Genomic DNA, 22301 nt, shown 5'->3' with positions numbered 1-22301 from the left:
TTGGCGCGGCCAACGCCTTTGATCATGATCCCGGCCGTTCCGAAGGAGCGGATCCGAAGGGCGCATGAGCGATCGCGTATCTGCGAAAAAGCTCCTCTTGCCGCTCCGTTCCGAGCATCAGCAAACCGCCGGATGCGCCGAACCCCTTTCCGAGCGAAGCCGCGATAATTGTGCTGTCCCCAAGCGGGCCCTCAAGCTGGGAGCGGGCAAAGCCTTGTCCTTTATCGCCAAAGATCGAAATGCCATGCGCGTCATCGATGTAGAGGAACATGCCATATCGGCTCTGCAGCTCTTGGAGGTTTCGGATTGGCGCTGCGCCGCCCATGGAATAGACGCCATCGCAGACATAGGCGACCTTTTTGCCCGTTCGACACACGCGCTCGAGTGCTTCGATGTCGTTGTGCGCTATCGTCAGGACTTCTGTCTCAAGAGCGACCGTCGCCTTATGAAACGCCAGAGTCGCGTGCGCGAATTTGTCGAACACGACAACGGGTTTCTCTCCGTTGGTCAGATGGCCAGAGGCAAGAAGCGGCAAGGCGCCCATGTTTGCAGCGAGGACAGTCGTATAAACGATAACCCGAGCGGAAAATAGCTTTGACAGAGCGTCTTCAAGATCGAATGCGATCTTGAAATTGAGGCGTGTTCTCGCGCATGACCAGTGCAGGTTTCCATATTGTTCGAGCGCTTCGATTGCTCCGGCGACTATCCGCGGGTGGTTGTCCAGCCCGAGATACGAGCAACGAACAAAATCCACGATGTTACGGCCTGCATCGTTTGCTGATTGGAGTTCAACGCCCCGCCCCCGATTTGGGTATGCGGAGACCCCGATCAGGCCGGCCGCCTGTGCCGCCCGGAAACACTCATCGGACGACTGAATAAGCGCGGCAGTGTTCCTTCGGACAGTCTGATCGGTTCCGGCCACGAAATCCGTGAGCATCCTTGCCTCCATCAAGAGCGGTTGTCGCGCCTAAAGGTGGCATAGATCACTTTTCACTCAACGAACGGCGGCAAAAGAACGGAACAAGTTTCTGCAAATTTTCGTATGCCATGGGTGGCATTGTGCAATGATTTTACGAACAAGTTTGACGGCCCTTCTCAGTGGTAGTGCTGGACGGTTAACGGTCAGCGCAGAATCGAACATAGCGGCGTCTAAGGGCGGCGATTCGGTCGGGCGGTGTGAGTCGGAGACGAAATAGTGCCTGTGCACACGTCGAGCCCCGAAAGCCGGAAGGGCATAAGAGACTCTCCGGTGCAAAACTTGCGGCGGCCCTAATGCGGAGAGTATGCAGGTAAGGTATTGAAAAACAGTGGGAAAATGCGCTCTATTGACTTCATGTGCTGCTGTCGATCCGCTCTGAGTTAACCCTTTGTTAACTCTATATTCCTTGTCAGACGAAAGGAACCGCACATAATAACGGTTAGGATGAGTTCCTGCCTGAAAAACCGTTATTTGAGAGCTTCCTTGCAATGAACGCTAATTCGCTGTCCATGGCTCCCGCACAGCCGATGCACTTTGAGGATTTGATCCTCGAACAGGGCGATTTGATTTCAAAGAAGCTGCACCTGTTGAGCATGCAGCAGTTCCCGCCGAATGCCAAGAAACTGCTGCGCCAATTCTCGCTCTCGGAGGTCGCTGATTTCCTCGGGGTGTCCCAAAGCACGTTGAAGAAGCTCCACCTTGAGAGCAAAGGCCCCCTCCCCCAGACGTCTTCGTCGGGCCGCCGTTCCTACAGCGCCGAGCAGATGGAGGAACTGCGCCAGTACCTCGACCAGCATGGTCGCTCCGAAGCGCGCAAGTACGTGCCACGCCGGCGCGCTGGCGAGAAGCTCCAGATCATTGCGGTCGTCAACTTCAAGGGTGGATCGGGCAAGACTACCACTGCCGCTCACCTGGCGCAGTACATGGCACTGACAGGTCACAGAGTGCTCGCCGTCGACCTCGACCCGCAGGCCTCGCTGTCTTCGCTTCACGGCTTCCAGCCCGAGCTCGACATGACGCCTTCCCTTTACGAAGCGATCCGCTACGACGAGCAACGGCGATCGATCACCGATATCATCCTGCCGACCACCTTCCCCGGCCTCGACATCGTACCCGCCAACCTTGAGCTGCAGGAATTCGAGTACGATACGCCCCTCGCGCTGACGAACAAGAGCTCGAACGATGGCAAGACCTTCTTCACGCGCATTTCGCGCGCGCTTGTCGAGGTCGAAGATCGCTACGACGTGGTTGTCATCGACTGCCCGCCTCAACTCGGCTACCTGACGATCACCGCCCTGACCGCGGCGACAAGCGTACTTGTCACTATCCACCCCCAGATGCTTGATGTCATGTCGATGGGACAGTTCTTGCTAATGCTGGGCGGCATCTTGAAGCCGATCCGCGAAGCTGGTGCCGCCGTCAATCTCGAATGGTACCGCTACGTCATCACGCGCTACGAGCCAACGGACGGGCCACAGGCGCAGATGGTAGGGTTCATGCAGACGCTGTTTCACCAGTTCGTTTTGAAGAACCAGATGCTGAAGTCGACAGCGATCTCTGACGCTGGAATTACAAAGCAGACACTTTATGAGGTCGACAAGGCCCAGATGACGCGCTCGACCTATGAACGAGCGATTGGATCCTTGAATGCGGTCAATGCCGAAATCGCTGAACTCGTGCATGCGTCCTGGGGACGTAAGGCTGCACGCTGATCACATCAACCTTCACACTCAGTCGGTTAGGTAGAACGGAGCAGGCACATGGCGAGAAAAAATCTGCTGGCGGGACTGGTAGACGCAGCGGAGATCCCGCAGGCGGATACCGCGCCAGCCTATCCCATGCGTGGTGCGTCAAAGAGCATGGTGCGTTCTCTCGACGAACTCTCTAAGCAGGCCGACAAGTTCCTCGAAGGTGAAGCCGTCGTCGAGCTCGATCCGGATACGGTGGATGGGTCCTTTGTGCTTGATCGTTTGACGGACGATAGCGAGCAGTTTGAAGAATTGAAGGCGGCAATTGCCGAACGCGGCCAGGACACGCCGATCCTCGTGCGCCCTCACCCGTCTGCATCCGGACGCTATCAGATCGTCTTTGGACATCGCCGTGTGCGTGTAGCGCGCGAACTCGGCCGTAAGGTCAAGGCAGTTGTCAAAGCAATCGATGACCGGACACACGTTATCGCTCAGGGCCAGGAAAACTCAGCCCGCGCCAACCTCTCGTTCATCGAACGTGCCAGCTTTGCTTCACGCTTGGAGGCGCTTGGTTACGACCGTGGAGTGATCGCATCAGCTCTTGCTGCGGACAAGACGGCGGTTTCGAAGATGATGAGCGTGACTGAACGGGTGCCGTTGGTAGTCATCGAGCAAATCGGTGCGGCGCCCTCGACTGGGCGCGACCGCTGGCTCGAGCTTTCGCTTCTGGTAGGCAAGGCCGCCAATGCGGAAAAGGTGAACGACATCGCCGGCGATCCGAGCTTCCAATCGCTTTCAAGCGACGAGCGGTTCAACACGCTATTCAAGGCACTGGATACGTCGGGGCAACCCGTCAAAAAGATGTCACTGAAATCCAAGGAAAGCTGGCAGACAAGCGACAAGGCAGTCTCGGCTCAGTATTCGAACTCCGGCAAGGCCTTCGAACTTTCAATGAAATCGAAGAACGCCGGTCGCTTCGGGCAGTATCTCGCTGAAAACCTGGATCGGCTCTATTCCGAATTCCTGGCGGCGAATGACGGGAAGGAAGACTGAACGCTCAAAAGAAAAAGGCCCCCAGACGGTAACCATCGTGGAAGCTCGCTTTAGCGCCTGATGAGCAAGATGGCCCCGCTGTCGTCGTGCCGACGTTATCTAAGTAATTGAAAAAAAATAATAAAACTGGAAAATTGTCGGCCGGCAACTTTCTCGACCCGCGGCAACGCTGATTTGCGCCCAGCGCATAGAGTGACCGTTTCTGCTCACCTTGATCCCGGCGCCGCCGCCGGTGACCACCCACGAGCCGGGACAACGATTGTCCAGCACATGCTCGGCAATCAGGGCAGCATCGTCCAAATGCCCATCGTCGTCTGAAAAGCCGGTGAAGCTTTCGAGTATTTCGACCGCTGGGGGTTGGTCATTGTTTCTATGGTCCAAGCGGCGTTTCCGGCGCCGAAGGTGATACGGCGGCCAATCAAAAATTCTGGCACCAAAGTGCCAACCTTCTTAAACACCGTGGCCGGATCGGCATGGAAGGGAGGGGGGAGCCGGCGCCAAAAGAACCCACCGCGGCGGATGAGGATGCAGGCGCTTGGCTGAAACTGCGAGACGGCGGCAATTACCGTCGGCCGGCGGCGCAGATCGTCAATAGCTTGGAAGACCCTGTCGGCAGAGGAAGCACGCGATCGGTCGCCTGATGAGCCGCGCCTTCAATGGCGGATGAGGCCATATCGGTGGGCTTCGTCCAGCAGGTCGCGGACGGAGGAAGGCTGCCATTTCTTGCCGCCGCGCACAGGCCGTTCTCCCATCTGATCCAAATTGGGCGGCAATGTCGCGGAGCGACAGATTGGGATCGGCAATGGCGATCGCCGCTACCAGCTTCATCAGATGGTCTTCGGGCGCACGGCGAGGGGACCGGGCCAAGAGGTCTTTTTCCGCGAGCTTGTCGCGCACCAAGCGCGCTCGACGGTCCAGTCGTGACCGCGGCGATTAAGCACCCGCACGACGTTGTCCCAACTGTGGTGAGGCCGCAGTTGCCGCACCATCGGCAGCCAAGTTTGCGCGGATGCAATGAGCTCGTCGAGATAACGCTTTGCGCGTGCTTTTGAGACTGATTTGATGACCTCCGGTGGCCGTTCTCGCAAGCCCGGGTTTCCCGGGAGCTTGCCACGCGCCTTCGCCGCCTTGATGCCGGCTTTGGTGCGTTCGGCAATCAGCGCCCGCTCGAGTTGGGCGACCGCGCCGAGAACTTGGAGGGAGAACATGCCCTGAGGCGTCGTTGTATCGATCGGATCGCGGATCGAGCGGAAATGCACACCGCGCTCTTCAAGATCCTCGATCACTGCCAATAGATGGCTCACGGCTGGCCAGCCGGACGACGAGGATATCTCCCGCGGTGAGCTCGCCAAGCAATTTGATCAAAACTGGGCGCGCGCGCGATGCCCCAGAACCGTGCTCCTGATAGATGCGGTCGCAGCCGGCAGCTCGCAGCTCATCGATCTGGGCATCGTGGATCTGGCCGTCTGTCGAGACGCGGGCGTAGCCGATCAGCCGTCTTTGAGGCTGTTGGACGCTAACTGTTAGTCGCTTTGCCATCGCGCTTTCACCGGCCTCATCTCAAGCTGGTTTGTACAGATAAGAAATGCGTGAGGAATTGCTCAGTTGCAAGCGTGTTTTATGTACTGAATAACGGCCCGCCGCTCAAATCGGTGCCCGGGGCGAGCAACGGAGCATCCATATAGGCAAACGCGCGTCAACGGGCTTCAGCGGCTGAAATGCAGTTGTCATTATCGCCCAAACTCTGGAATGGGCGGGCAATTCGGCCCGGCGGCTCTCTGCGGGATGCGACGCGTCGGGTCGAGCTGACGCGGGCAGGGGAAGTGTTCTACGATCGTGCAGTGCGCATCATAGCCGATGTCGGGCTGTCGATGGATGTGGCGCGGTCTGCTGCCGGCAAGGCGGCGCGCACGATCAAGATCGGAACCGTCTATCCGGCGACCATCGGCGTGCTGCCGGCGTTTCTGTCTCGCATTGGCCGGAAGTCCCCGGATGTCGCGCTGCACGTGACGAGTGGCTCGACCTCAGACATCATCCGCGGACTTGAGAATGGCCAGATCAACCTCGGCTTCATCCGTCCGGTCGAAAACATCGGCTCCTTGCGCTTCTTCTCGATTGCGCATGAGCGCAATTTGCTGGCGGTCGAAAAGACGAGCCCGATGGCGCTTCGAAGCGAGATCGACATCGAGGATCTGAGGGGAGAGAAGATCATCGCCTTTTCCCGTCAGAACCTCTCCTACTCGGAGCGCTATTTCTCCGAGATGTTCGAGACCCATGGGCTGACCGGCAACATCGCTTACAGCTGTGATGATACCTTCTCGCTGGTGTCGCTCGTGTCGGCTGGCTTAGGCATCGGCTTTGCGCCCGAATGGACGAAGGATCTGCCGAACCGCAATTTCGAACTCAGGCCTGTGCGCGGCGTCGATCTCAAGATCGGGCTTGGAGTTGCCTGGAACAAGGAGGATCCGACCGCGTCGCGCGACGACATCATCGACATCGCCCGGTCGCTCGCGCGGCCGGGCAAGTGAGGGGACGCGCGTGTTGCTTTCGCTCGTTCTGGCCGCGCCTGTCCCTGCTCAGCGCTTCGTCAGCTTCAGTTTCTCGCGGACCTCTTTCGGTCCGATGATCTTGGCGCCCATGCCCTCGATGACGCCGACCGCCTTTTCGACGAGCTGGCCGTTGGTCGCGAGCTGGCCCTTGCCGATATAGAGGTTGTCTTCGAGGCCGACGCGGACGTTGCCGCCGGCAAGGATGGCTGCGGCCGGATAGGCGAGCGCGTTGCGGCCGATAGAGAAGGCGGAGAAGGTCCAGTTGGCGGGCACGTTGTTGACCATGGCCATGAAGGTGTTGAGGTCGTCGGGCGCGCCCCACGGAATGCCCATGCAGAGCTGGATCAGCACCGGATCCTCGATCAGGCCTTCCTCGACCAGCTGCTTGGCGAACCAGAGGTGGCCGGTGTCGAAGGCTTCGATCTCCGGACGCACGCCAAGGGCGGTCATCTGACGGGCCATTTCGCGCAGCATCGACGGCGTGTTGGTCATGACGTAGTCGCCGAGCGAAAAGTTCATGGTGCCACAGTCGAGCGTGCAGATTTCCGGCAGACATTCGGCCACGTGGGCGACGCGCTCGGTGGCGCCGGCCATGTCGGTGCCTTTCTCGCTGAGCGGGAGCGGGCTTTCGACGTTGCCGAAGATCAGGTCCCCGCCCATGCCGGCGGTCAGGTTCAGCACCATGTCGACATCGGCAGAGCGGATACGGTCAGTCACTTCCCTGTAGAGATCGAGCCTGCGGGCCGGCGCGCCGGTCTCCGGATCGCGGACGTGGCAGTGGACCACGGCAGCGCCGGCCTTGGCCGCCTCGACCGCCGCTTCGGCGATTTGTTTCGGCGTGATCGGCACGTGGCTGGACTTTGAAACGGTGTCTCCCGAGCCGGTGACGGCACAGGTGATGAATACCTCGCGGTTCATGTTGAGCGGCATTTTGCTGTCTCCCTTTGCGGTCATCACGCATGATGCGCAACGCAACCTTCCGATTTCAGGCTTATCCCATACGTTTTCGGAAAATGGACGGGTGACTTTGGTCACGGTTGAACGGTTCAACGGGCGGTTTGCGGCCGGTTGTGTCACTTGTTACCTTTGTCAGCGTGCAGCTCCGACGCGATCGGACTTGGATGAGGAAGTCTCCATGAACGCGGGTTTGATGCTATCACGAGCACTGGCAAAGGGCTTTGGGTTCGGCTTCGTTTCACTGTTCTCTCGCGCACCTCTTTTCTCGCTTAACAAAGCAGATGCGAAACCGTTGGGTGGATATGAGGAAATTGGTGCGTCGGGCCGGAAGGTGGGTACACCTTCGAAATCCTGGATGAAGCTAAAAACGCTCAGCCGATCCCATTGATGCTCTCTGGCGCCTAACAGCCCATATACTGGTCGCGAATCCTAAGTCCGTACGAGCGCGTCTCCCACTCGAGTCCTTGAGGTGCCGCCGTATCTTTCGGCGGCACCGGCCGGCTCACGCCTACACGCTCATAGGCCGTCCGGAACGTGGATGGATTTCACCTCAATGTAGTCCTCAAGACCGAAAATGCCGCCTTCGCGACCGTTGCCGGACTGCTTGTAGCCGCCGAACGGGCTGCCGTAGCGGTGCGGCCCGCCATTGATGTGCACCATGCCGGCGCGCAGGCGTCCGGCGACGCGCTCGGCCCGCTCCGGGTTGCCCGTCTGCACATAGGCGGCAAGGCCGTAGTTGGTGTCGTTGGCAATCGCGATCGCCTCCTCCTCGGTGTCGAAGGGAATGATCGCCAGCACCGGACCGAAGACTTCCTCGCGGGCGATGCGCATCTCGTTGTTGACGTCGGCAAAGATCGTCGGCTTGACGAAGTAGCCGGTCTCGAAGCCCTCCGGCTTGCCGGCACCGCCGACGAGCAGCCGCGCGCCTTCGGCAATGCCTGCTTCGATCAGCGCCTGCACCCGGCCGAACTGGATGTGGCTGACGAGCGGGCCGATATGGCCGCCCTCTTGCGTCGGGTCTCCGACTTTCGCCTCGCGGCCGACGCGCTTGGCAATCTCAACCACCTGGTCATAGACGCTACGCTCCACCAGCATGCGGGTCGGCGCGTCGCAGGACTGGCCGGAATTGTTGAAGCATTCGAGCACGCTGCCGGTGACGCGGTCTTCGAGATCGGCGTCGGCAAAGACGATGTTCGGCGACTTGCCACCGAGCTCCAGCGTCACGCGCTTGACCGTTTCGGCGGCATCCTTGCTGACGGCGATGCCGGCGCGGGTCGAGCCGGTGAACGACATCATGTCGATGTCGGGATGCTTTGACAGCGCGGCACCGGCGTTGACGCCGTCGCCGTTGACGAGGTTGAAGACGCCGGCCGGGAAGCCCGCCTCATGCACCATTTCAGCGTAAAGCATGGCGTTGAGCGGCGTGAACTCGCTCGGCTTCAATACGCAGGTCGAGCCGGTCGCGAGCGCCGGCACCACCTTCAGCGCGATCTGGTTGATCGGCCAGTTCCAGGGCGTGATCAGGCCGCAGACACCGATCGGCTCGCGCAGGATCACGTCGCCGTTCGGCAGCCGGTCGCGGGTCTTCAGGCGCTTCAGCGCATCGATGAAGCCCTGCAGGTGGCCGACGCCGACATCGGCCTGCTGCTCACGGGTCATAGTCTTCGGCGCGCCGAGTTCCATGGTGATGGTGTCGACCATCTCGTCATAGCGGCGCTTGTAGACGGCAAGCAGCTTTTCAAGCAGCGCCAGTCGCTCCTCGACGCTCGTCCGGCTATAGGTCGCAAAGGCCTTCTTGGCCGCAGCAACGGCCCGGTCGATGTCCGCGGCCGTGCCCATGGAGATCACCGCAACCGGCTTTTCCGTTGCCGGGTTCAGGACCTCGAGGTCGTTGGCGACGATGGGATCCACCCAGGCGCCGTTGATGTAGAACTTGCGTTTGTCGAGCATTTAGATTGCCTCCCATAATAGCATGTTGTTCGCGGACCCGCGGTGGCGCGTGAATTACGCCGGACCGGTGAGATACAGAAACGGCCCCCTGCCAAACGTTGCTGCGGCAGAGGCTTCTCCTTCGCCCAAGGTGCCCAGGTTACGCTTGGTGCTTCTCGCCAGTGTGTTAATTGCCCCCTGAGCGTGTACGTAACGCATGTGCACGAGGAAGAGCTCGCGCTCAGTGGTGATGTCGAGTTTCTGATAAAGCCGCACACGGTGGTTCTTGATAGTGCCGCGCCCAACGCCTAGCCGTTTGGCGATGCCTGCGATCGGATATCCCTCCAAAGTGAGTTTGACGATTTCTCGCTCGCGTTGTGTAAGAGGGGTTAGCCAATCCGCTGCTGAAGCCTCGGATGCCGGTGGCGCGGGCTCCTCGACAACGTCAACGAAGCCGCCAGGAGCTAGCCCGAAGTCCGCAGGCAGAGAATGTCTAGTTAGAATACGGCCGTCACCCAACACCAATTGCGTTGCGCAGGTCGAAGGAGCTTCGCCGTGTTCGTTGTGACGCTTGGACTGGAAAAACGCCTTCCATGCCTGGTTCGTGGCCAGTTCTCGGCCGCAGCGATCTACAATTCTCAGCGGCTTTTCCGCCGATCCAGCGACCCGGCCTCGGTTGACCGTCGCTCTGATGTGCGCGTTGTGAAGGCCTTCTAGCAAGGGAAAGATTGCCTCCGCTTGCGCGAGCTCGGTGGTCAAAAATCTACCTTTGGCGCGATCGAGAATGAGAGTTGTGCTTGTTTCCCCGAGCGCTGGAAGAAATATCGCCAGCTCATCACTGACCCGGGCAGCCCGCAGAAACGTGCTCCCATAAGCACTCTCCCAGAAACTCGCATCGACCAGGAGTCGCAAGGATTTAACGCCCGGCCTTGCATCGCTCCGCCAGTAGCGGTGAAAGGGATCGAATTCGAATAGGCCGGAGTTGTAGGGCACCTCAATGTCGGCGCGGTCTTGGCGGGGAATGATCAGGTCCGGCGCCGCATGGCGAGAATACCGCACCATACCCCTTGCGTCATATCCAACCACTGCCCCAAGGACATCCAACAATCTGTCATAGAAGGCGCATTCGCCGAGCGCCGCACTTGCGGCGCCGACTGCCTCCCAAAGTCTTGAGTTCGCAATCCTTGTAGCAGACTTGGCAGTTCCCTTGACGTTCATCACATGAGCCTGTTGCCGAATGCGTTCGAGGTGATTGCAGGAAGAAATCCACGGGAGTGGGCTAATGGGATAGGGATACGCGATGAGGCAAAGCGCAGGGTCCATCGACCCCGCCATTGATCAGTCGAAGGAAGACCATCAGTGGCGGGGTCGATCCCACTCGCCGAGGCGAGTTGCTTCTGCGCACAGGCGCGTCTGATCCAAGTTACAATCGCCTCTCTCGTTGAAGACCTGATAGGGCCTGTTCAACGGGATTGAGCGAATGATCCGGCTAGTTGAGTACAGCACCCACGACGAGCGGTATCGCGTCTTTACCGTCCATCGAGACGACGCCTTTGAGCCACTGGTCCAACGTCTCAGGATGGGTGTGAAGGAACTTTGCTGCAGCTGCAGGCGGGTCGAGTCCTTCGTCGAGGATGAATGCCATTATCTCGCTCTCCATCTCAACAGTGAACTGCAGTTCCTTGAAGAATGTACCGAGGTTGGGGCATTCCTCGGCATAGCCGACGCGCGCCGCCTTCCAAACCGTTGCTTCGCCCTGGTTGGGGCCGAAGTAGGCGTCGCCGCCGTCGAGATAGGCCATGTCAAACTTCATGTTCATGGGATGCGGTGCCCAGCCCATGAACACGATCCAGTCCTTGCTGGCGATCTTGCGTTGGACCTCGGAAAGCATCGCTTGCTCGCTGGATTCGACCAGTTCGAAACCCTTCAGCCCGAAGCTGTTGGCGTCCAGCATATTCAGAATTGCCTGGTTGCCGTCACTGCCGGATTCTATGCCGTAGATCCTGTTGTCGAGCTTATCCTTGAACTTTCCGATGTCCGCAAAATTCTTGAGGCCCGCATCATAGGCATAGCGCGGAACGGCCAAGGTCCATTTCGCTCCCGTCATCGTGTCTGCAAGGCGGACGATGGTTCCTTCCTGGAGGTAAGGCTTGACCATCGAGTCCACGGCCGGAGACCACGCGTTGAGAAAAATGTCGATGTCTTTGTTTTTGATAGACGAGAAGATGATCGGGGCTCCGAGCAGTGGCATCGAGACCTGGTATCCGAGAGGCTCCAAAAGAATTTTTGCGACAGCGTTCTGCGCGACGTTATCGGTCCATCCACCGTCGCCAATCCGGACGTTCCGACAGGATTCTGGATCGGCAGCCATGGCAGTGGTAGTCAACAGTGACAAGGCGGCAGAAATCCCAATGCAAGATGTGCGTGCGAAGATCATGGTTGTTCCCTTATCGTTGTCTGCGATCATCAAAGCACGAAGTTAATAGATTGGCAAGACAGTCAATTTGTGTTAAAAAAAGCAAATAAAAACAGAGGTATGGCAATAAATGAATGATGATGCACCAAAAATAAGAACCCGCAAAAGCCTCGAGATGCGGCAGCAGGAAGTCATCGATGCAGCGCTTCGAGCGATCGGTCGAAACGGCTTGTCGAGGACGACTCTTGCCGACATCGCGAAGGAGGCGGGGATTGGCTACGGGAACCTGAGCTTCCGCTTCAAGAAGAAAGAAGCCCTGCTCGTTGCCGCGCTCCAGTACCTGATAGATGAATACGAGGTGAAGATCGATGGCGCGGCGGCCACCGGAAGCACCGCTGTGGAGCGCCTTGATAACGTGCTGGAACTTTCCTTTTCGCGTCCCCTGACTACGAAAAACAAGCTGGCGGTCTGGGCGGCGTTTTGGTCCGAGTGCCACACTCAGGCTGCGTACAGGAAGTTGTTCGGGCAATTCCGCATTCGCGAAGCCGAGCGGATGACCAGCCTGTGTCGCCAAGTCCTGGCGGAGAATGGTGGGGCGAGCGAAGATGCTGAGGCGATCGCTGTTGGAATCAACGCCCTGATCGAGGGATTGTGGTCGTCGATGGCTAGGGGCGGTTTCCTGGAGCGCGAGGAGGGGCTGGCAATTGCCAGAAAGTTTGCGAGTCGAGTTGTATTTTGATAACTGGTTGTTTTTGAACATAAAAAAACAAATTGACTGGCATGCCAATCAAATGTAGCTTCTGCGACAGTCAATCGTCGCGGGGCTGGCCATGTCTGAGCAGTTTCTACCCATAGTCATTATCGGCGCCGGATTTTCCGGCGTCCTCATGGCCGTCGAGCTTCGAAAGCGGAACATTCCCTTCGTAGTCATCGAGAAGTCCGAAGGCATCGGGGGGACTTGGTTTGAGAACACGTATCCTGGCGCAGGGTGCGATGTCCTCTCCACCCTGTATTCATATTCATTTGCCCAGAAGCCCGATTGGAGCCGGAGATTTGCCCCCCATTCTGAAATCAGGGCCTATCTCGAGGAGTGCGCGGAACGCTACGACATTCGGCGCCATATCCGACTTGGAACGGAAGTCGTCGGGGCTCGCTACGTTGCTGAAGCCAGGCGTTGGGACGTCGCTCTCTCCAATGAGACCGAGATCAAGGCGCGTGCGGTCGTATTCGCCGTCGGACAGCTGAACCGTCCTTCGATACCAAGCTTCCGGGGTCGCGAACGATTTTCCGGAGTGGAGTTCCACTCGGCGCGATGGCGTCATGACCATGATCTCACCGGCAAGCGCGTCGCGGTCGTCGGTTCCGGAGCCAGCGCCATCCAGTTCCTGCCGCACGTGGCACGGGAGGCGAAGCAGGTAATCTTGTTCCAACGGTCGCCGAACTGGATCATTCCGAAGAACGACCGACTCTACCACGAGCGCGAGAAACGCCTACGCAAGCACGTTCCCCTCTTGATGAGGCTCCAGCGAGCCTGGGAATACTTGCAGCTGGAACTGAGCTTCCCTGCTTTCCTCAAGGACAGCAAGAAGGGAAGGAAGTGGGAGGAAGCCTGCAAGGCTGCTATCGCCTCAGCGATCAAGGATCCAGTCCTGCAAGATGCCGTGACCCCCGACTACCCGGCAGGCTGCAAGCGCGTGCTGCTTTCGGATGATTGGTTCCCGACCCTCGCTCGGGACAATGTCCAGGTTGTCACAAGCTCTATCGCTGAGTTCGGTCCCTCCGGCTTGCTCACAGATGACGGGGTCTCTCATCCGGTGGACGTGGTGATCTACGCGACAGGATTCGAAACCCGACAAGTCCTTGCCCCGATTCCCATCGAGGGGGCGCGAAGCCTAAGTCTTCAAGATGCATGGCAACCGCATCCACACGCATACCTGGGGGTGACCGTCCCGGACTTCCCCAACGCCTTCATCATGTACGGACCAAACACCAATCTCGGACATGGTTCGATCGTCTTCATGCTGGAGTGCCAGGCGCGCTACATCGGTCAGGCGATCGCGAAGGTTCAGGACGCAGCGTCCCGGGCCGTGGCGCCCAAGCGACACGTTACGCAGCGCTTTAATGCTGACACCCAGGCGCGGCTGTCCAGGACGGTATGGGGCGCAAACTGTTCAAGTTGGTACAAGGGTGCCGATGGCGTGATCGTCAACAACTGGAGTTCGACAATGCTGCGGTATTGGTGGAAGTTGCGTAGGTTCAAGGCCCGGGACTACGATCAATGGTGAGCGCAGAGATGTCGGACGGCAGGACGCGCGGACAGAAGGTCGCGCTGGTTACAGGCGGCGCCTCTGGAATTGGCCTCGCCACTTGGAGGCTCCTGGCGCAGCGTGACGTTGCGGTCGCGGCCATCGATCTCGGAACGCCCGACGATGCCGAACTGGACTTCCTCAGTTCCCACGGCGGCATCTTCCTCAAACACGACGTGCGGGACCACTCCGCATGGAAGGCCGTTATGGAGGACGTCGTCCGGCGTCTGGGTGGTCTCGATATGCTTGTGAACGCGGCGGGCATCCTCCGCTCCGGTTCGATTGAAGAAACCAGCCTCGAGGCCTGGCAGAGGATGATGGCCGTGAACGTGCACGGGACTTTCCTCGCATGTCAGTCCGCGATACCCCACATGCGCGACAATGGCGGTTCCATCGTCAATCTGTCCTCCGTTTCCGCGCTGAAAGCAGATCCCGACTTGCCGGCGTACGATGCCAGCAAGGCGGCCGTGCGCTCCCTCACGAAAGAAATCGCGATCTACTGCGCGCGAAAGAACTGGCCGATCCGCTGCAACTCCGTTCACCCGGGAGTGGTCGAGACGCGAATGGTGAAATCCTTCTTCACGGAAAACGGCGAGGCAACTCGCGATGCCTGGATGCAGGCTCAACCTATCGGCAGACTTATCCTGCCTGATGAGGTGGCAAGCATGATCGCATGGCTGCTTTCCGACGAAGCATCCTTCGTCACTGGGGCCGAGTATGTCATCGACGGAGGGCTTACCGCATGAGTGGGAGTCGCGAGAGAATAGCCCTTGTCACTGGTGCACGATCGGGGATCGGCAAAGCCTGCGCGGAAGGTTTGGCGCGCGAAGGTTTTCTCGTCGTTGGATGCGACCTTCGGTCCGATCAGGTCGGGGTGGTCCCCTTAGATGTGGGCTACGAAGAGGACTGGCAGAACGTCATCGCTGGAATCGATCGTCGCTACGGACGGCTCGACGTGCTCATAAATGCGGCCGGCGTGAGCCTTGATGGGGATACGATCGAGCACTGCAGTCCGGAAACGTGGTCTGCCACCTTCGAGACGAATCTGACGGGTCCGTTCTTGGGCATGAAGCATGCAATCCCGCTCATGCGAAAACGGGGCGAGGGGGTCATACTGAACATCAGCTCGATTCTCGCCAATGTCGCGGACGGCGAAGCCGCCGCGTACTCGGCAAGCAAGGGCGCGTTGAGCCAGCTGACAAAAAGCGTTGCCCTCGACCTCGCTCGAAAGTCACCGGGAATTCGCTGCAACGCCATACTTCCGGGTTACGCCGCTACTCCGCTGCTCGAGCGCTGGCCCACAACCGCTTACGTTCAACGGACACCCCTCGGCCGGCTTTGCAGGCCGGAGGAGGTTGCGTCGCTCGCCATATACCTCTGCGGCGACGCCGCTGCCGCGGTCACCGGCTCCGAGTTCGCCGTCGACGGCGGCTATACCGCTCAGTAGCTCGGGCCTTTCGGCCTATCCTCGGCGTGGGTTTGCAGCGCATTCAGGTCACAAACGCTTGCGCGCTTAAGAACTCCTGACTTTGATTGTGACGTTAGTCACTATTGCGATGCTGGGCAGTTGGATGTACTTACATCATCGCGCAGATTGCTTATGAGTTTCGTCTGTATCAACAACCTTGTAAGTACTGCGTGATTTATACATGGCTTGAGCTATATGCGGCCTGAAGTAAATCGTCTCGACCGTGGACTCTGCCGCCTTTAGTACCGAAGGTGTCGGTTTCTGCCAGCGTTCCCCTGTATCCCGCGAGCCACGGGATGCCTTCATTGCCCCGCATTCTTGCGGGGCTTTTTTTGGCTCTCCCGTGCGGCCAGCTAGCAAGAGTCTGACCTCCACCTCCGGGGGGGGCCAAGTTTTTTGGATCGGCTTTCACCTTGCGTGACGAATACTCCTATCCGCCAGTACGTGAATGGGGACTCCGAACGGTTCCCCCACCGTTGGAACTCGCCTTCTGACCGTTCATGACGAGTACCCGTGACCGTTGGCACCATTGTCACTTCAAGTAGGCGGTTGGTATTTTTCGCTCATCAACTGATCGCCCGATGGAGCCTAGAATGACGTCCAACGCCCTTCCCAGATGCTGCATAATTGGCGCCGGCATGAGCGGTATCGTGACCGCCAAGGCGCTCACCGATCGCGGAATCCCTTTCGACTGGTTCGAAATGAGCGACCGGGTCGGCGGAGTGTGGGCATTCGAAAACCCGAACGGAAGGTCGGCTGCGTATCGCTCGCTGCACATCGACACTTCCAAGGGGCAGCTCGAATTTCCCGAGTTTCCGATGCCAGCCGATACGCCCTACTATCCGCATCACACGCAGGTTCACGCGTATCTGCAGTCCTATGTAAAGCACTTCGGCCTCGACAAGAAGGTTACTCTGCAGACCGAGGTCGCGGACGCACGTCGCGACGAACAGGGAACCTGGCGGATTCGCCTTGGGAACGGTCAAATGCGTTCCTACGACGCCCTGTTCGTCTGCAACGGGCACCATTGGGATCCGCGTTGGCCGGAGCCCGCTTATCCTGGCAAGTTCGACGGGCTACAAATCCACGCGCATTCGTACCGCGATCCTTTTACGCCGCACGACCTGCGAAACAAGCGCGTCCTTGTGGTGGGTATGGGCAACTCGGCGATGGATATCGCGAGTGAACTCTGCCCGCGCCACATCGCGCAGAAACTGTTCGTGAGCACAAGGCGCGGTCAGCACATCTTCCCACGCTTCCTGCTCGGCAAGCCAGCCGACAAGGGCAAGCTTTATCCCTGGCTTCCGCTTTCCCTGCAGCGCACCTGCGGGCGCATCGTGTACAAGTTTGCCGTCGGCAAAATGGAGGACTACGGCCTTCCGAAGCCCGACCACCGTCTGTTCGAGTCTCACGGCACCACGTCCGACACCTTCCCTTCCTATGTGTCCGCGGGCGATATCAGCATGTGCAAGGGTATCCGCGCGCTGGATGGCGATAGCGTCGTGTTTGAAGACGGTCGCCGGGAGAAGATCGACGTCATCATCTGGTCGACCGGCTACAAGATCACGTTCCCATTCTTCGATGAGACGTTCATTGCGGCGCCGGGCAACAAGCTGCCGCTGTTCAAGCGCATCATCAAGCCAGGTATTCCGAACCTCTTCTTCATCGGACTTGCGCAGCCCAGCGTGACGCTGTTTGCGATCGCCGACAATCAGGCGAAGTTCGCCGCCGCCTACTTGGCTGGTGAGTATGTCTTGCCGGACCTGGACGAGCAGAAGAACACGATCCTTATCGATGAAAAACGGCATATGTCGCGCTATTACAAGTCTGCGCGCCATACGATGCAGCTCGACCAGGACATCTATTTCGACGAGCTCAAGCGCGAGCTTCGGAAGGGCAGGAAGCGAGCTCGGGCTCTTGGCTTCAGTCGCGCCCGGCCACCAATTCCGCGCCGCGCGGAGCAGGTGCCCGTTGCTGAAGCAGCCGAATAGCGTTCAGGCGGTCGGACTTGGCGATGTCACGCCAAGCCTCCCGCCTAGACTAAATTCTTCAGCGCCTCGTTGGCGAGGCACTGGAGCCGGACGGGTCACAGAACGGGGATTGTGACCTGTCCGCTGCTGAACGCCTTGCCGGACGATCACCGAGAACGGTGCGTTTGTGGACAACAGAGACGAATATCTAGGGATTAATTGGAGGTTGAGATGGTGCAACGTGTAATGGTCACGGCAGGCGCCTCGGGCATCGGGTGGGCTGTGGCCAAGGCTTTTCACGCCAACGGTGCCAAGATTCACATCTGCGACATCGATGAGCGCGCGCTGCGCGAAGCGAAAGAGGCATGTCCCGACATCGTCGCGACGCACCTTGATGTATCTGACGAAGACGAAGTGAACCGTTGGTTCGATGAAGCGCTGAGCGATCTCGGTGGCCTTGACGTCCTCGTCAACAACGCCGGAACCAAGGGGCCGACTGGCTATGTGGAGGAGCTTCGGCTAGACGACTGGCAGAAGTGCCTGAACGTTTGCCTTGATGCACAGTTTCTCTGCGTCAAGCGCGCCGCGCCTGTGATGAAGGCCCAGAGATCGGGCAGCATCGTCAACATCGCGTCTACCGCCGGGTTGTTCGGCTATGGTCTCCGGACACCCTATGCTGCGGCGAAGTGGGCGGTCATCGGCTTCACCAAGTCGTTGGCGATCGAGCTTGGGCCCTTTGACGTGCGCGCAAATGCCATTTGCCCTGGCTCGGTCGAAGGCGCGCGCATGGAACGCGTCGCTAGGGCCGAAGCTGAGAGCCGCAACGTCTCGCTTGAAGTGGTGAACAAGGAGTACGTTCAGTCACAGTCGATCAAGCGTTTCGTGAAGCCGGAAGAAATTGCCGACATGTGCGTTTTCCTCGGCTCACCCGCCGCGAAAATGGTTAGCGGCCAGGCAATCGCGGTCGATGGACATACCGAGACATACCACATCGGGAACTGACTTCGTTGCGGATCTTAGACCAAGGTACATGCTGGCGGGGGCTAAAACTCCGCCAGCCCGAACGCGCCGCACCAGAAAAGTCTCACGATGATCGCGCACCCTTCAGTGTGTGGCCGGGGCCGCTCGTGATGCGAATTGATAGAGCACCCCCCAGGAACGAACTTGTTCTGACAGGAATCAAAGAGGACAGCTCAAAGGATGACCGCGGTTAGCTCTACCTGGCAGATATGTGCTCAAACTCACGACCGACTTGGCGAGAGCATTCTTTGGCATCCGAAGGAACAAGCGCTCTACTGGATTGACTACTATGGGCCGTTCGTCCATCGCCAGCGGCACGGGGTGGTGGAGACGTGGAAGCTTGATGTCGGCGAAATCATCGGGTCTCTCGTCTTCGTGCACGGGCAGGGATTGCTCATCGCCATGGACCACGGCCTCTATTTCTTCGATCCGGGTACGGGCTCTACAAGGTTCTTTGCCGATCCTAAGAACGGCAGGCGTGATGTCGTTTACAATGACGCGAAAGTCGATCGGGCAGGCCGATACTGGGTCGGAACGCTGAATCTCGACGAAGCTGAGGCGAGCAGCGATTTCTACAGCGTCTTCAGCAATGGCCAGGCCGAAACGGCGGACGGCGACTTCGCAATCTGCAACGGCCCTGCTTTTTCTCCTGACAACCGAAGCCTCTATTTCAGCGACTCCGCTCGGGGGCGCATTCTTCGCTATGACCTCGATGATCGCGGAGTAATATCGAACCGCCGGACATTCTTCACGTTCCGCACCGACGATGGGCTGCCCGACGGCCTTGCGGTCGACAGCGCAGGCAACGTCTGGTGCGCGCTCTACGGCGGTGCGAAGGTCGTCTGTGTCGATCCGGCCGGTCGACTGCGGCAATCCCTTCCGCTGCCAGCCTCGTATGCGACAAGCCTTTGCTTCGGCGGTCCAGGACTGCGAACCCTGTTCGTCACTACAGGTTGGAACACACGAGAGGAGGCGGCCGCTAATCCTTCGGATAAGGGTGGGGCTGTGTTCATGCGGGACGTCAAGATTCCTGGGCTTGCCGAGCCGATAGCGTTTCGACGCTGAGAAGCACCGAACGCTCTAAATACGGCGACAACGCCCCTTGCAAAGAAACCAACCGCGCGGTATGTATTGGCGCATCTCGTTGGGAAAGGGGCGCGCCATGAATTCTGCTATCTTTGCATATGCGGCTCTCGGCCTGGCGATCATCCTGGAGGTCGCAGGAACTGTGTTTCTCCAGAGGTCCGCTCAGTTCACGCGCCTGTGGCCTACACTTGCGATGGCGGTTCTTTACGCGGGATCCTTCTACTCCCTGACGCACGCGATCAAGGCCATGCCGCTGAGCGTTGCCTACGCCGTATGGGGCGGAGTTGGGATCATTCTGACCGCGACGGTCGGTTATGTGGTTTTCCGGCAAGCCCTCGACTTCGCGGCGATCGTCGGCATTGCCCTGATCGTTTCCGGCGTTTTCGTGATCAACCTCTTCTCGCAGACAGCGGTGCACTAAGGCGATGGGCTACAATCGAAAAAAGCAGCCGGAACAGGTCCAACGCGCGTTGCTAGAGTGCGCGGCCAAGATCGCGGCGGATCAGGGCATCTCCGGCGTGACCGTGCAGGCGGTCGCCGATAGCGCCGGAGTGACGAAAGGGGGGTTGTTCCATCATTTCCCGTCGAAACAGGCACTCCTCGACGGCATGGTCGACGCACTGCTCGAGAAACTGGACGTGGAAATAGATTCGTCCATCGCAGAGGACTCGGTTCCGCACGGTAGCTTCACGCGCGCCTATGTGAAATCGGTATTCGTCGGCAAGGCGTTTGGCTTCGAGACGCCTTGGTCGACCCTGTTCATGGCGGTGATCAGCGACCCGATATTGCGCAGCCGCTGGGCTGAATGGTTCGGAAAAAGGTTGGAGCGGCACAAGGCGACGGACGACGACGAAACACTTCACGTCGTCCGACTAGCCGCAGACGGCGCGTGGCTTTCCTATGTGACAGCCGATGCCGGAACTGCCGAGCTCGAACTCGACAGATTGAAGGAACACTTGCTGGCGCTAACCCAAAAGGGCCTGTGAGCGCGGAAGTGACACGCTGATCCGGTCTACGCTGCAGTTTCTGGCCGCTGCAAACATTCGCTCCACGCGACGTTCGGGATGCGGTGGCTCAGATAATCCGCCATCTGCGTCAAGGCGTCCGCAGCGCTCAATCCGTGCGGACGCAGGCCCATCTGCAGCCATAAGCCATCGATCAGCGAAGTGATCCCGAGCGCGACGTTCTCCCGCTGCTCCCTAGCTACAAGCGACTGGAGCGCGGTGAGCAGGTTCGAGCGCATTCTGGAATGAACCACCCTCTGTATTCTAGCAAGTTGCGGTTCGCGAGGTACTTCGGCGCACAGCGAAAGCCAGGCGTGGCACATCGGGCGCGTGAAGAAGTCCGCACTGAAATTTCCATCGATGATCGCCCATAGGCGCTGTTCCGGGCTCCGCGCCAGGCGCATGCGGCGGATCACTTCGTCCCGAAGCAAGGCATTTGAATGCCGCATCGCATGCTCGAAGAGCTGCTGCTTCGATTTGAAGTAGTGATGGACGATGCCCTTGGAGGCGCCGGCCCGTTGGGCAACCTTCTCGATGGTCGCACCCGCCATGCCCTCCGTCTGGAGCACTTCGTAGGCCACTTGCCGCAGTTCTTGACGACGGATTTCGCTGATTCTCGTGAGCTTCATGCAACGCATATTGACAGAGTTGGTCATTCGAATCAAGAATTGGCCGCTCGGCCAGTTTTTATATCGACGAGCCAATAGGAGGGAACGATGACTAGACATACTCAGCTTGCATCAACGCCTTTACCTGGGCCGCATTGGAATCTGGACCGTCAGAGCGACGCTTCCGACACTGTTCCGCTCAGCATCACCGATCCTTCGTTCTGGGAACGAGTCGGCACGGCGAGCGCTGCGCTCGGTACGGAAACCTTTTATGACCGGTTGCTGGATGTATTGGGCGCTCTCGTCGAAGCCGATCTTCTGGCGCTGGTTCGCTATTCAAGCTTCGGGGCTCCGAACCTTGTCATTCCGCGCGAGGTCAGTGCCGAGGTTGAGAAACCTTATAATTCCGGCCTTTACGAACTCGACCCATTCTACCACTACTGGCAGGACGTGGCCGAGCCAACGGTCGCGACGTTGCACCAGCTGGCGACGGAAGAGCTATGGAACAGCCAGTATGCCCTGGAAGTTCTGCGCGCCGCGCGGATCAGCGACGAGATGGCCATCTTCCTGCCGCCGCTTGGTGGCGCTAGCCCGACACTTCTGCTTGACCGCGCCGTGGGGCAATTCACCGACACAGAGCTTGCCCGGGTCAGAAGTGTGTTTCCATTGGTGGCCGGCCTGCATCAGGCACACCTCAAGGCGATCACAAGCCGCGGGATGGGGACGCACAACGAGGACCGGCCGCTTCGCATCGTCGACCGATCGGGCCGGGAATTGACCGCTAATCCAGCTTGGAAAAGGCTCGCAACCCAGCCCGGAAGCGGGCTCGCTGAAGCCATCGCCTCCTTGGAGCAGACGGGTCTGACCCAGGCAGCTCTGAGCGACGGTCGTGTTCTGGTAAGATCCGCACTCGCCGCAGACTTTGGAGCAGCCCCGGAGGGCATTTGCGAGGAAGTCGAAGCCCCTCTGTTGTTGGGGAACGCGATATCGCCGTTCGGCTGGCTTGAGCCGCTCACCCAGCGGGAGCGGCAGATCGTGATGCTCACGTTGGAAGGCCACCCTGTCGCCAGCATCGCGAAGCGACTGGGCCTTCAATGCGGGACGGTCAAGAACCATAGGCTGCGGCTGTATCAGAAGCTCGATATCACCACAGAGCGCGAGCTTTTCCTCACCCACATGCGTCATCTGCAAGGAATCGCCGCTTGAGAACCCGCTTGCTTGGAAGGATTCGTAACGTCGTCTGACCGGGCGTCAGCCGGGACAATGGT

At 59.1% G+C, this 22301-nt stretch carries 19 protein-coding genes and 3 pseudogenes; 14 read left to right on the top strand and 8 right to left on the bottom strand.

Features of this window, described 5'->3' with window-relative positions:
- Positions 1–61 precede the first annotated feature (61 nt).
- Positions 62–937 (bottom strand): annotated as a pseudogene (locus IB279_RS17375) (aminotransferase class I/II-fold pyridoxal phosphate-dependent enzyme); the annotation flags it as partial.
- Between the two features lie 530 nt (positions 938–1467).
- On the opposite strand from IB279_RS17375, the gene repA reads away from it, so the two are divergent.
- Together repA and repB are read left to right on the top strand one after the other, a co-directional pair.
- On the top strand, positions 1468–2691 hold the full coding sequence (gene repA / locus IB279_RS17370; protein ID WP_113189247.1) for a plasmid partitioning protein RepA: 1224 nt from the start codon (positions 1468–1470) through the stop codon (positions 2689–2691).
- A gap of 48 nt (positions 2692–2739) precedes the next feature.
- A complete protein-coding gene (repB, locus tag IB279_RS17365) occupies positions 2740–3720 on the top strand; it encodes a plasmid partitioning protein RepB (RefSeq protein ID WP_090299603.1) in 981 nt (326 codons plus the stop codon).
- Positions 3721–3819: 99 nt separating this feature from the next.
- Here repB and IB279_RS17360 read toward each other — a convergent pair whose 3' ends face one another.
- Together IB279_RS17360 and IB279_RS17355 are read right to left on the bottom strand one after the other, a co-directional pair.
- Complete coding sequence (locus IB279_RS17360) at positions 3820–4101, bottom strand: hypothetical protein (RefSeq protein ID WP_192339404.1); 282 nt, start codon at positions 4099–4101, stop codon at positions 3820–3822.
- A 272-nt stretch (positions 4102–4373) separates the two neighbouring features.
- Positions 4374–5154, bottom strand: a pseudogene (locus tag IB279_RS17355) (recombinase family protein).
- A gap of 353 nt (positions 5155–5507) precedes the next feature.
- On the opposite strand from IB279_RS17355, the pseudogene IB279_RS17350 reads away from it, so the two are divergent.
- Positions 5508–6248: pseudogene (locus tag IB279_RS17350) on the top strand (LysR family substrate-binding domain-containing protein); the annotation flags it as partial.
- A gap of 48 nt (positions 6249–6296) precedes the next feature.
- Here the strand turns inward: IB279_RS17350 and IB279_RS17345 are convergent.
- Positions 6297–7199 carry a 3-keto-5-aminohexanoate cleavage protein gene (locus IB279_RS17345; protein ID WP_192339403.1) on the bottom strand — a complete coding sequence of 301 codons (903 nt, stop codon included), beginning with the start codon at positions 7197–7199 and terminating at the stop codon, positions 6297–6299.
- Here IB279_RS17345 and IB279_RS17340 point away from each other — a divergent pair.
- Positions 7186–7614, top strand: a complete 429-nt coding sequence (locus IB279_RS17340) for a hypothetical protein (protein ID WP_192339402.1) — start codon at positions 7186–7188, stop codon at positions 7612–7614. The two genes, IB279_RS17345 and IB279_RS17340, sit on opposite strands and share 14 nt — an antisense overlap.
- Before the next feature lie 128 nt (positions 7615–7742).
- Here the strand turns inward: IB279_RS17340 and IB279_RS17335 are convergent, their stop codons facing one another.
- The 3 genes from IB279_RS17335 to choX form a co-directional block, all read right to left on the bottom strand.
- Positions 7743–9176: an aldehyde dehydrogenase family protein gene (locus tag IB279_RS17335; protein WP_192339401.1), complete on the bottom strand. Its 1434-nt coding sequence runs from the start codon at positions 9174–9176 to the stop codon at positions 7743–7745.
- Positions 9177–9230: 54 nt separating this feature from the next.
- Positions 9231–10373, bottom strand: a complete 1143-nt coding sequence (locus tag IB279_RS38135; protein WP_375292949.1) for a LuxR C-terminal-related transcriptional regulator — start codon at positions 10371–10373, stop codon at positions 9231–9233.
- A 271-nt stretch (positions 10374–10644) separates the two neighbouring features.
- Positions 10645–11592 (bottom strand): choline ABC transporter substrate-binding protein, encoded by a 948-nt coding sequence (gene choX, locus IB279_RS17325; RefSeq protein ID WP_113188995.1) that lies wholly within the window; start codon positions 11590–11592, stop codon positions 10645–10647.
- A 109-nt stretch (positions 11593–11701) separates the two neighbouring features.
- Between choX and IB279_RS17320 the strand changes: the two genes are divergently transcribed.
- From IB279_RS17320 to IB279_RS17280, 9 genes are all read left to right on the top strand, one after another.
- Positions 11702–12310, top strand: coding sequence for a TetR family transcriptional regulator C-terminal domain-containing protein (locus tag IB279_RS17320; protein WP_113188953.1), 609 nt, complete (start codon positions 11702–11704; stop codon positions 12308–12310).
- A 91-nt stretch (positions 12311–12401) separates the two neighbouring features.
- A complete protein-coding gene (locus IB279_RS17315; protein ID WP_113188954.1) occupies positions 12402–13856 on the top strand; it encodes an NAD(P)/FAD-dependent oxidoreductase in 1455 nt (484 codons plus the stop codon).
- A complete protein-coding gene (locus tag IB279_RS17310; RefSeq protein ID WP_113188955.1) occupies positions 13850–14623 on the top strand; it encodes an SDR family NAD(P)-dependent oxidoreductase in 774 nt (257 codons plus the stop codon). Before IB279_RS17315 ends, IB279_RS17310 begins: the two co-directional genes overlap by 7 nt.
- Positions 14620–15324 (top strand): SDR family NAD(P)-dependent oxidoreductase, encoded by a 705-nt coding sequence (locus IB279_RS17305; protein ID WP_162741313.1) that lies wholly within the window; start codon positions 14620–14622, stop codon positions 15322–15324. The genes IB279_RS17310 and IB279_RS17305 overlap by 4 nt, the downstream gene beginning before the upstream one ends.
- A 602-nt stretch (positions 15325–15926) precedes the next feature.
- Complete coding sequence (locus IB279_RS17300) at positions 15927–17336, top strand: NAD(P)-binding domain-containing protein (protein ID WP_309142287.1); 1410 nt, start codon at positions 15927–15929, stop codon at positions 17334–17336.
- Between the two features lie 198 nt (positions 17337–17534).
- On the top strand, positions 17535–18317 hold the full coding sequence (locus tag IB279_RS17295) for an SDR family oxidoreductase (protein ID WP_113188958.1): 783 nt from the start codon (positions 17535–17537) through the stop codon (positions 18315–18317).
- A 198-nt stretch (positions 18318–18515) separates the two neighbouring features.
- Entirely contained in the window at positions 18516–19400 is an 885-nt protein-coding gene (locus IB279_RS17290; protein ID WP_113188959.1) for an SMP-30/gluconolactonase/LRE family protein, read from the top strand.
- 97 nt (positions 19401–19497) lie between these two features.
- Positions 19498–19842, top strand: coding sequence for a multidrug efflux SMR transporter (locus IB279_RS17285; protein WP_113188960.1), 345 nt, complete (start codon positions 19498–19500; stop codon positions 19840–19842).
- A 4-nt stretch (positions 19843–19846) separates the two neighbouring features.
- On the top strand, positions 19847–20407 hold the full coding sequence (locus IB279_RS17280; protein WP_113188961.1) for a TetR/AcrR family transcriptional regulator: 561 nt from the start codon (positions 19847–19849) through the stop codon (positions 20405–20407).
- Positions 20408–20433: 26 nt separating this feature from the next.
- Here the strand turns inward: IB279_RS17280 and betI are convergent, their stop codons facing one another.
- Complete coding sequence (gene betI, locus IB279_RS17275) at positions 20434–21054, bottom strand: choline-responsive transcriptional repressor BetI (RefSeq protein ID WP_113188962.1); 621 nt, start codon at positions 21052–21054, stop codon at positions 20434–20436.
- 87 nt (positions 21055–21141) lie between these two features.
- Between betI and IB279_RS37150 the strand changes: the two genes are divergently transcribed.
- Positions 21142–22239: a helix-turn-helix transcriptional regulator gene (locus IB279_RS37150; RefSeq protein ID WP_246801993.1), complete on the top strand. Its 1098-nt coding sequence runs from the start codon at positions 21142–21144 to the stop codon at positions 22237–22239.
- Positions 22240–22301: the final 62 nt, after the last annotated feature.

The sequence above is a fragment of the Ensifer sp. ENS06 genome, from assembly GCF_014852205.1.
GTDB classification, from domain to species: Bacteria; Pseudomonadota; Alphaproteobacteria; order Rhizobiales; family Rhizobiaceae; genus Ensifer; species Ensifer adhaerens.
The sequence above is the reverse complement of the archived record's forward strand: the minus strand, read 5'-3'. Positions and strand labels throughout refer to the sequence as shown.

Excerpts from the sequence above, each read along its gene's own strand:
- repA (WP_113189247.1), top strand. The coding sequence starts at position 1,468 with ATGAACGCTAATTCGCTGTCCATGGCTCCCGCACAGCCGATGCACTTT.
- repB (WP_090299603.1), top strand. The coding sequence starts at position 2,740 with ATGGCGAGAAAAAATCTGCTGGCGGGACTGGTAGACGCAGCGGAGATC.
- IB279_RS17340 (WP_192339402.1), top strand. The coding sequence starts at position 7,186 with ATGTTGAGCGGCATTTTGCTGTCTCCCTTTGCGGTCATCACGCATGAT.
- IB279_RS17345 (WP_192339403.1), bottom strand. The coding sequence starts at position 7,199 with ATGCCGCTCAACATGAACCGCGAGGTATTCATCACCTGTGCCGTCACC.
- IB279_RS17335 (WP_192339401.1), bottom strand. The coding sequence starts at position 9,176 with ATGCTCGACAAACGCAAGTTCTACATCAACGGCGCCTGGGTGGATCCC.
- IB279_RS38135 (WP_375292949.1), bottom strand. The coding sequence starts at position 10,373 with ATGAACGTCAAGGGAACTGCCAAGTCTGCTACAAGGATTGCGAACTCA.
- choX (WP_113188995.1), bottom strand. The coding sequence starts at position 11,592 with ATGATCTTCGCACGCACATCTTGCATTGGGATTTCTGCCGCCTTGTCA.
- IB279_RS17320 (WP_113188953.1), top strand. The coding sequence starts at position 11,702 with ATGAATGATGATGCACCAAAAATAAGAACCCGCAAAAGCCTCGAGATG.
- IB279_RS17315 (WP_113188954.1), top strand. The coding sequence starts at position 12,402 with ATGTCTGAGCAGTTTCTACCCATAGTCATTATCGGCGCCGGATTTTCC.
- IB279_RS17310 (WP_113188955.1), top strand. The coding sequence starts at position 13,850 with ATGGTGAGCGCAGAGATGTCGGACGGCAGGACGCGCGGACAGAAGGTC.
- IB279_RS17305 (WP_162741313.1), top strand. The coding sequence starts at position 14,620 with ATGAGTGGGAGTCGCGAGAGAATAGCCCTTGTCACTGGTGCACGATCG.
- IB279_RS17300 (WP_309142287.1), top strand. The coding sequence starts at position 15,927 with ATGGAGCCTAGAATGACGTCCAACGCCCTTCCCAGATGCTGCATAATT.
- IB279_RS17290 (WP_113188959.1), top strand. The coding sequence starts at position 18,516 with ATGACCGCGGTTAGCTCTACCTGGCAGATATGTGCTCAAACTCACGAC.
- IB279_RS17285 (WP_113188960.1), top strand. The coding sequence starts at position 19,498 with ATGAATTCTGCTATCTTTGCATATGCGGCTCTCGGCCTGGCGATCATC.
- IB279_RS17280 (WP_113188961.1), top strand. The coding sequence starts at position 19,847 with ATGGGCTACAATCGAAAAAAGCAGCCGGAACAGGTCCAACGCGCGTTG.
- betI (WP_113188962.1), bottom strand. The coding sequence starts at position 21,054 with ATGAAGCTCACGAGAATCAGCGAAATCCGTCGTCAAGAACTGCGGCAA.
- IB279_RS37150 (WP_246801993.1), top strand. The coding sequence starts at position 21,142 with ATGACTAGACATACTCAGCTTGCATCAACGCCTTTACCTGGGCCGCAT.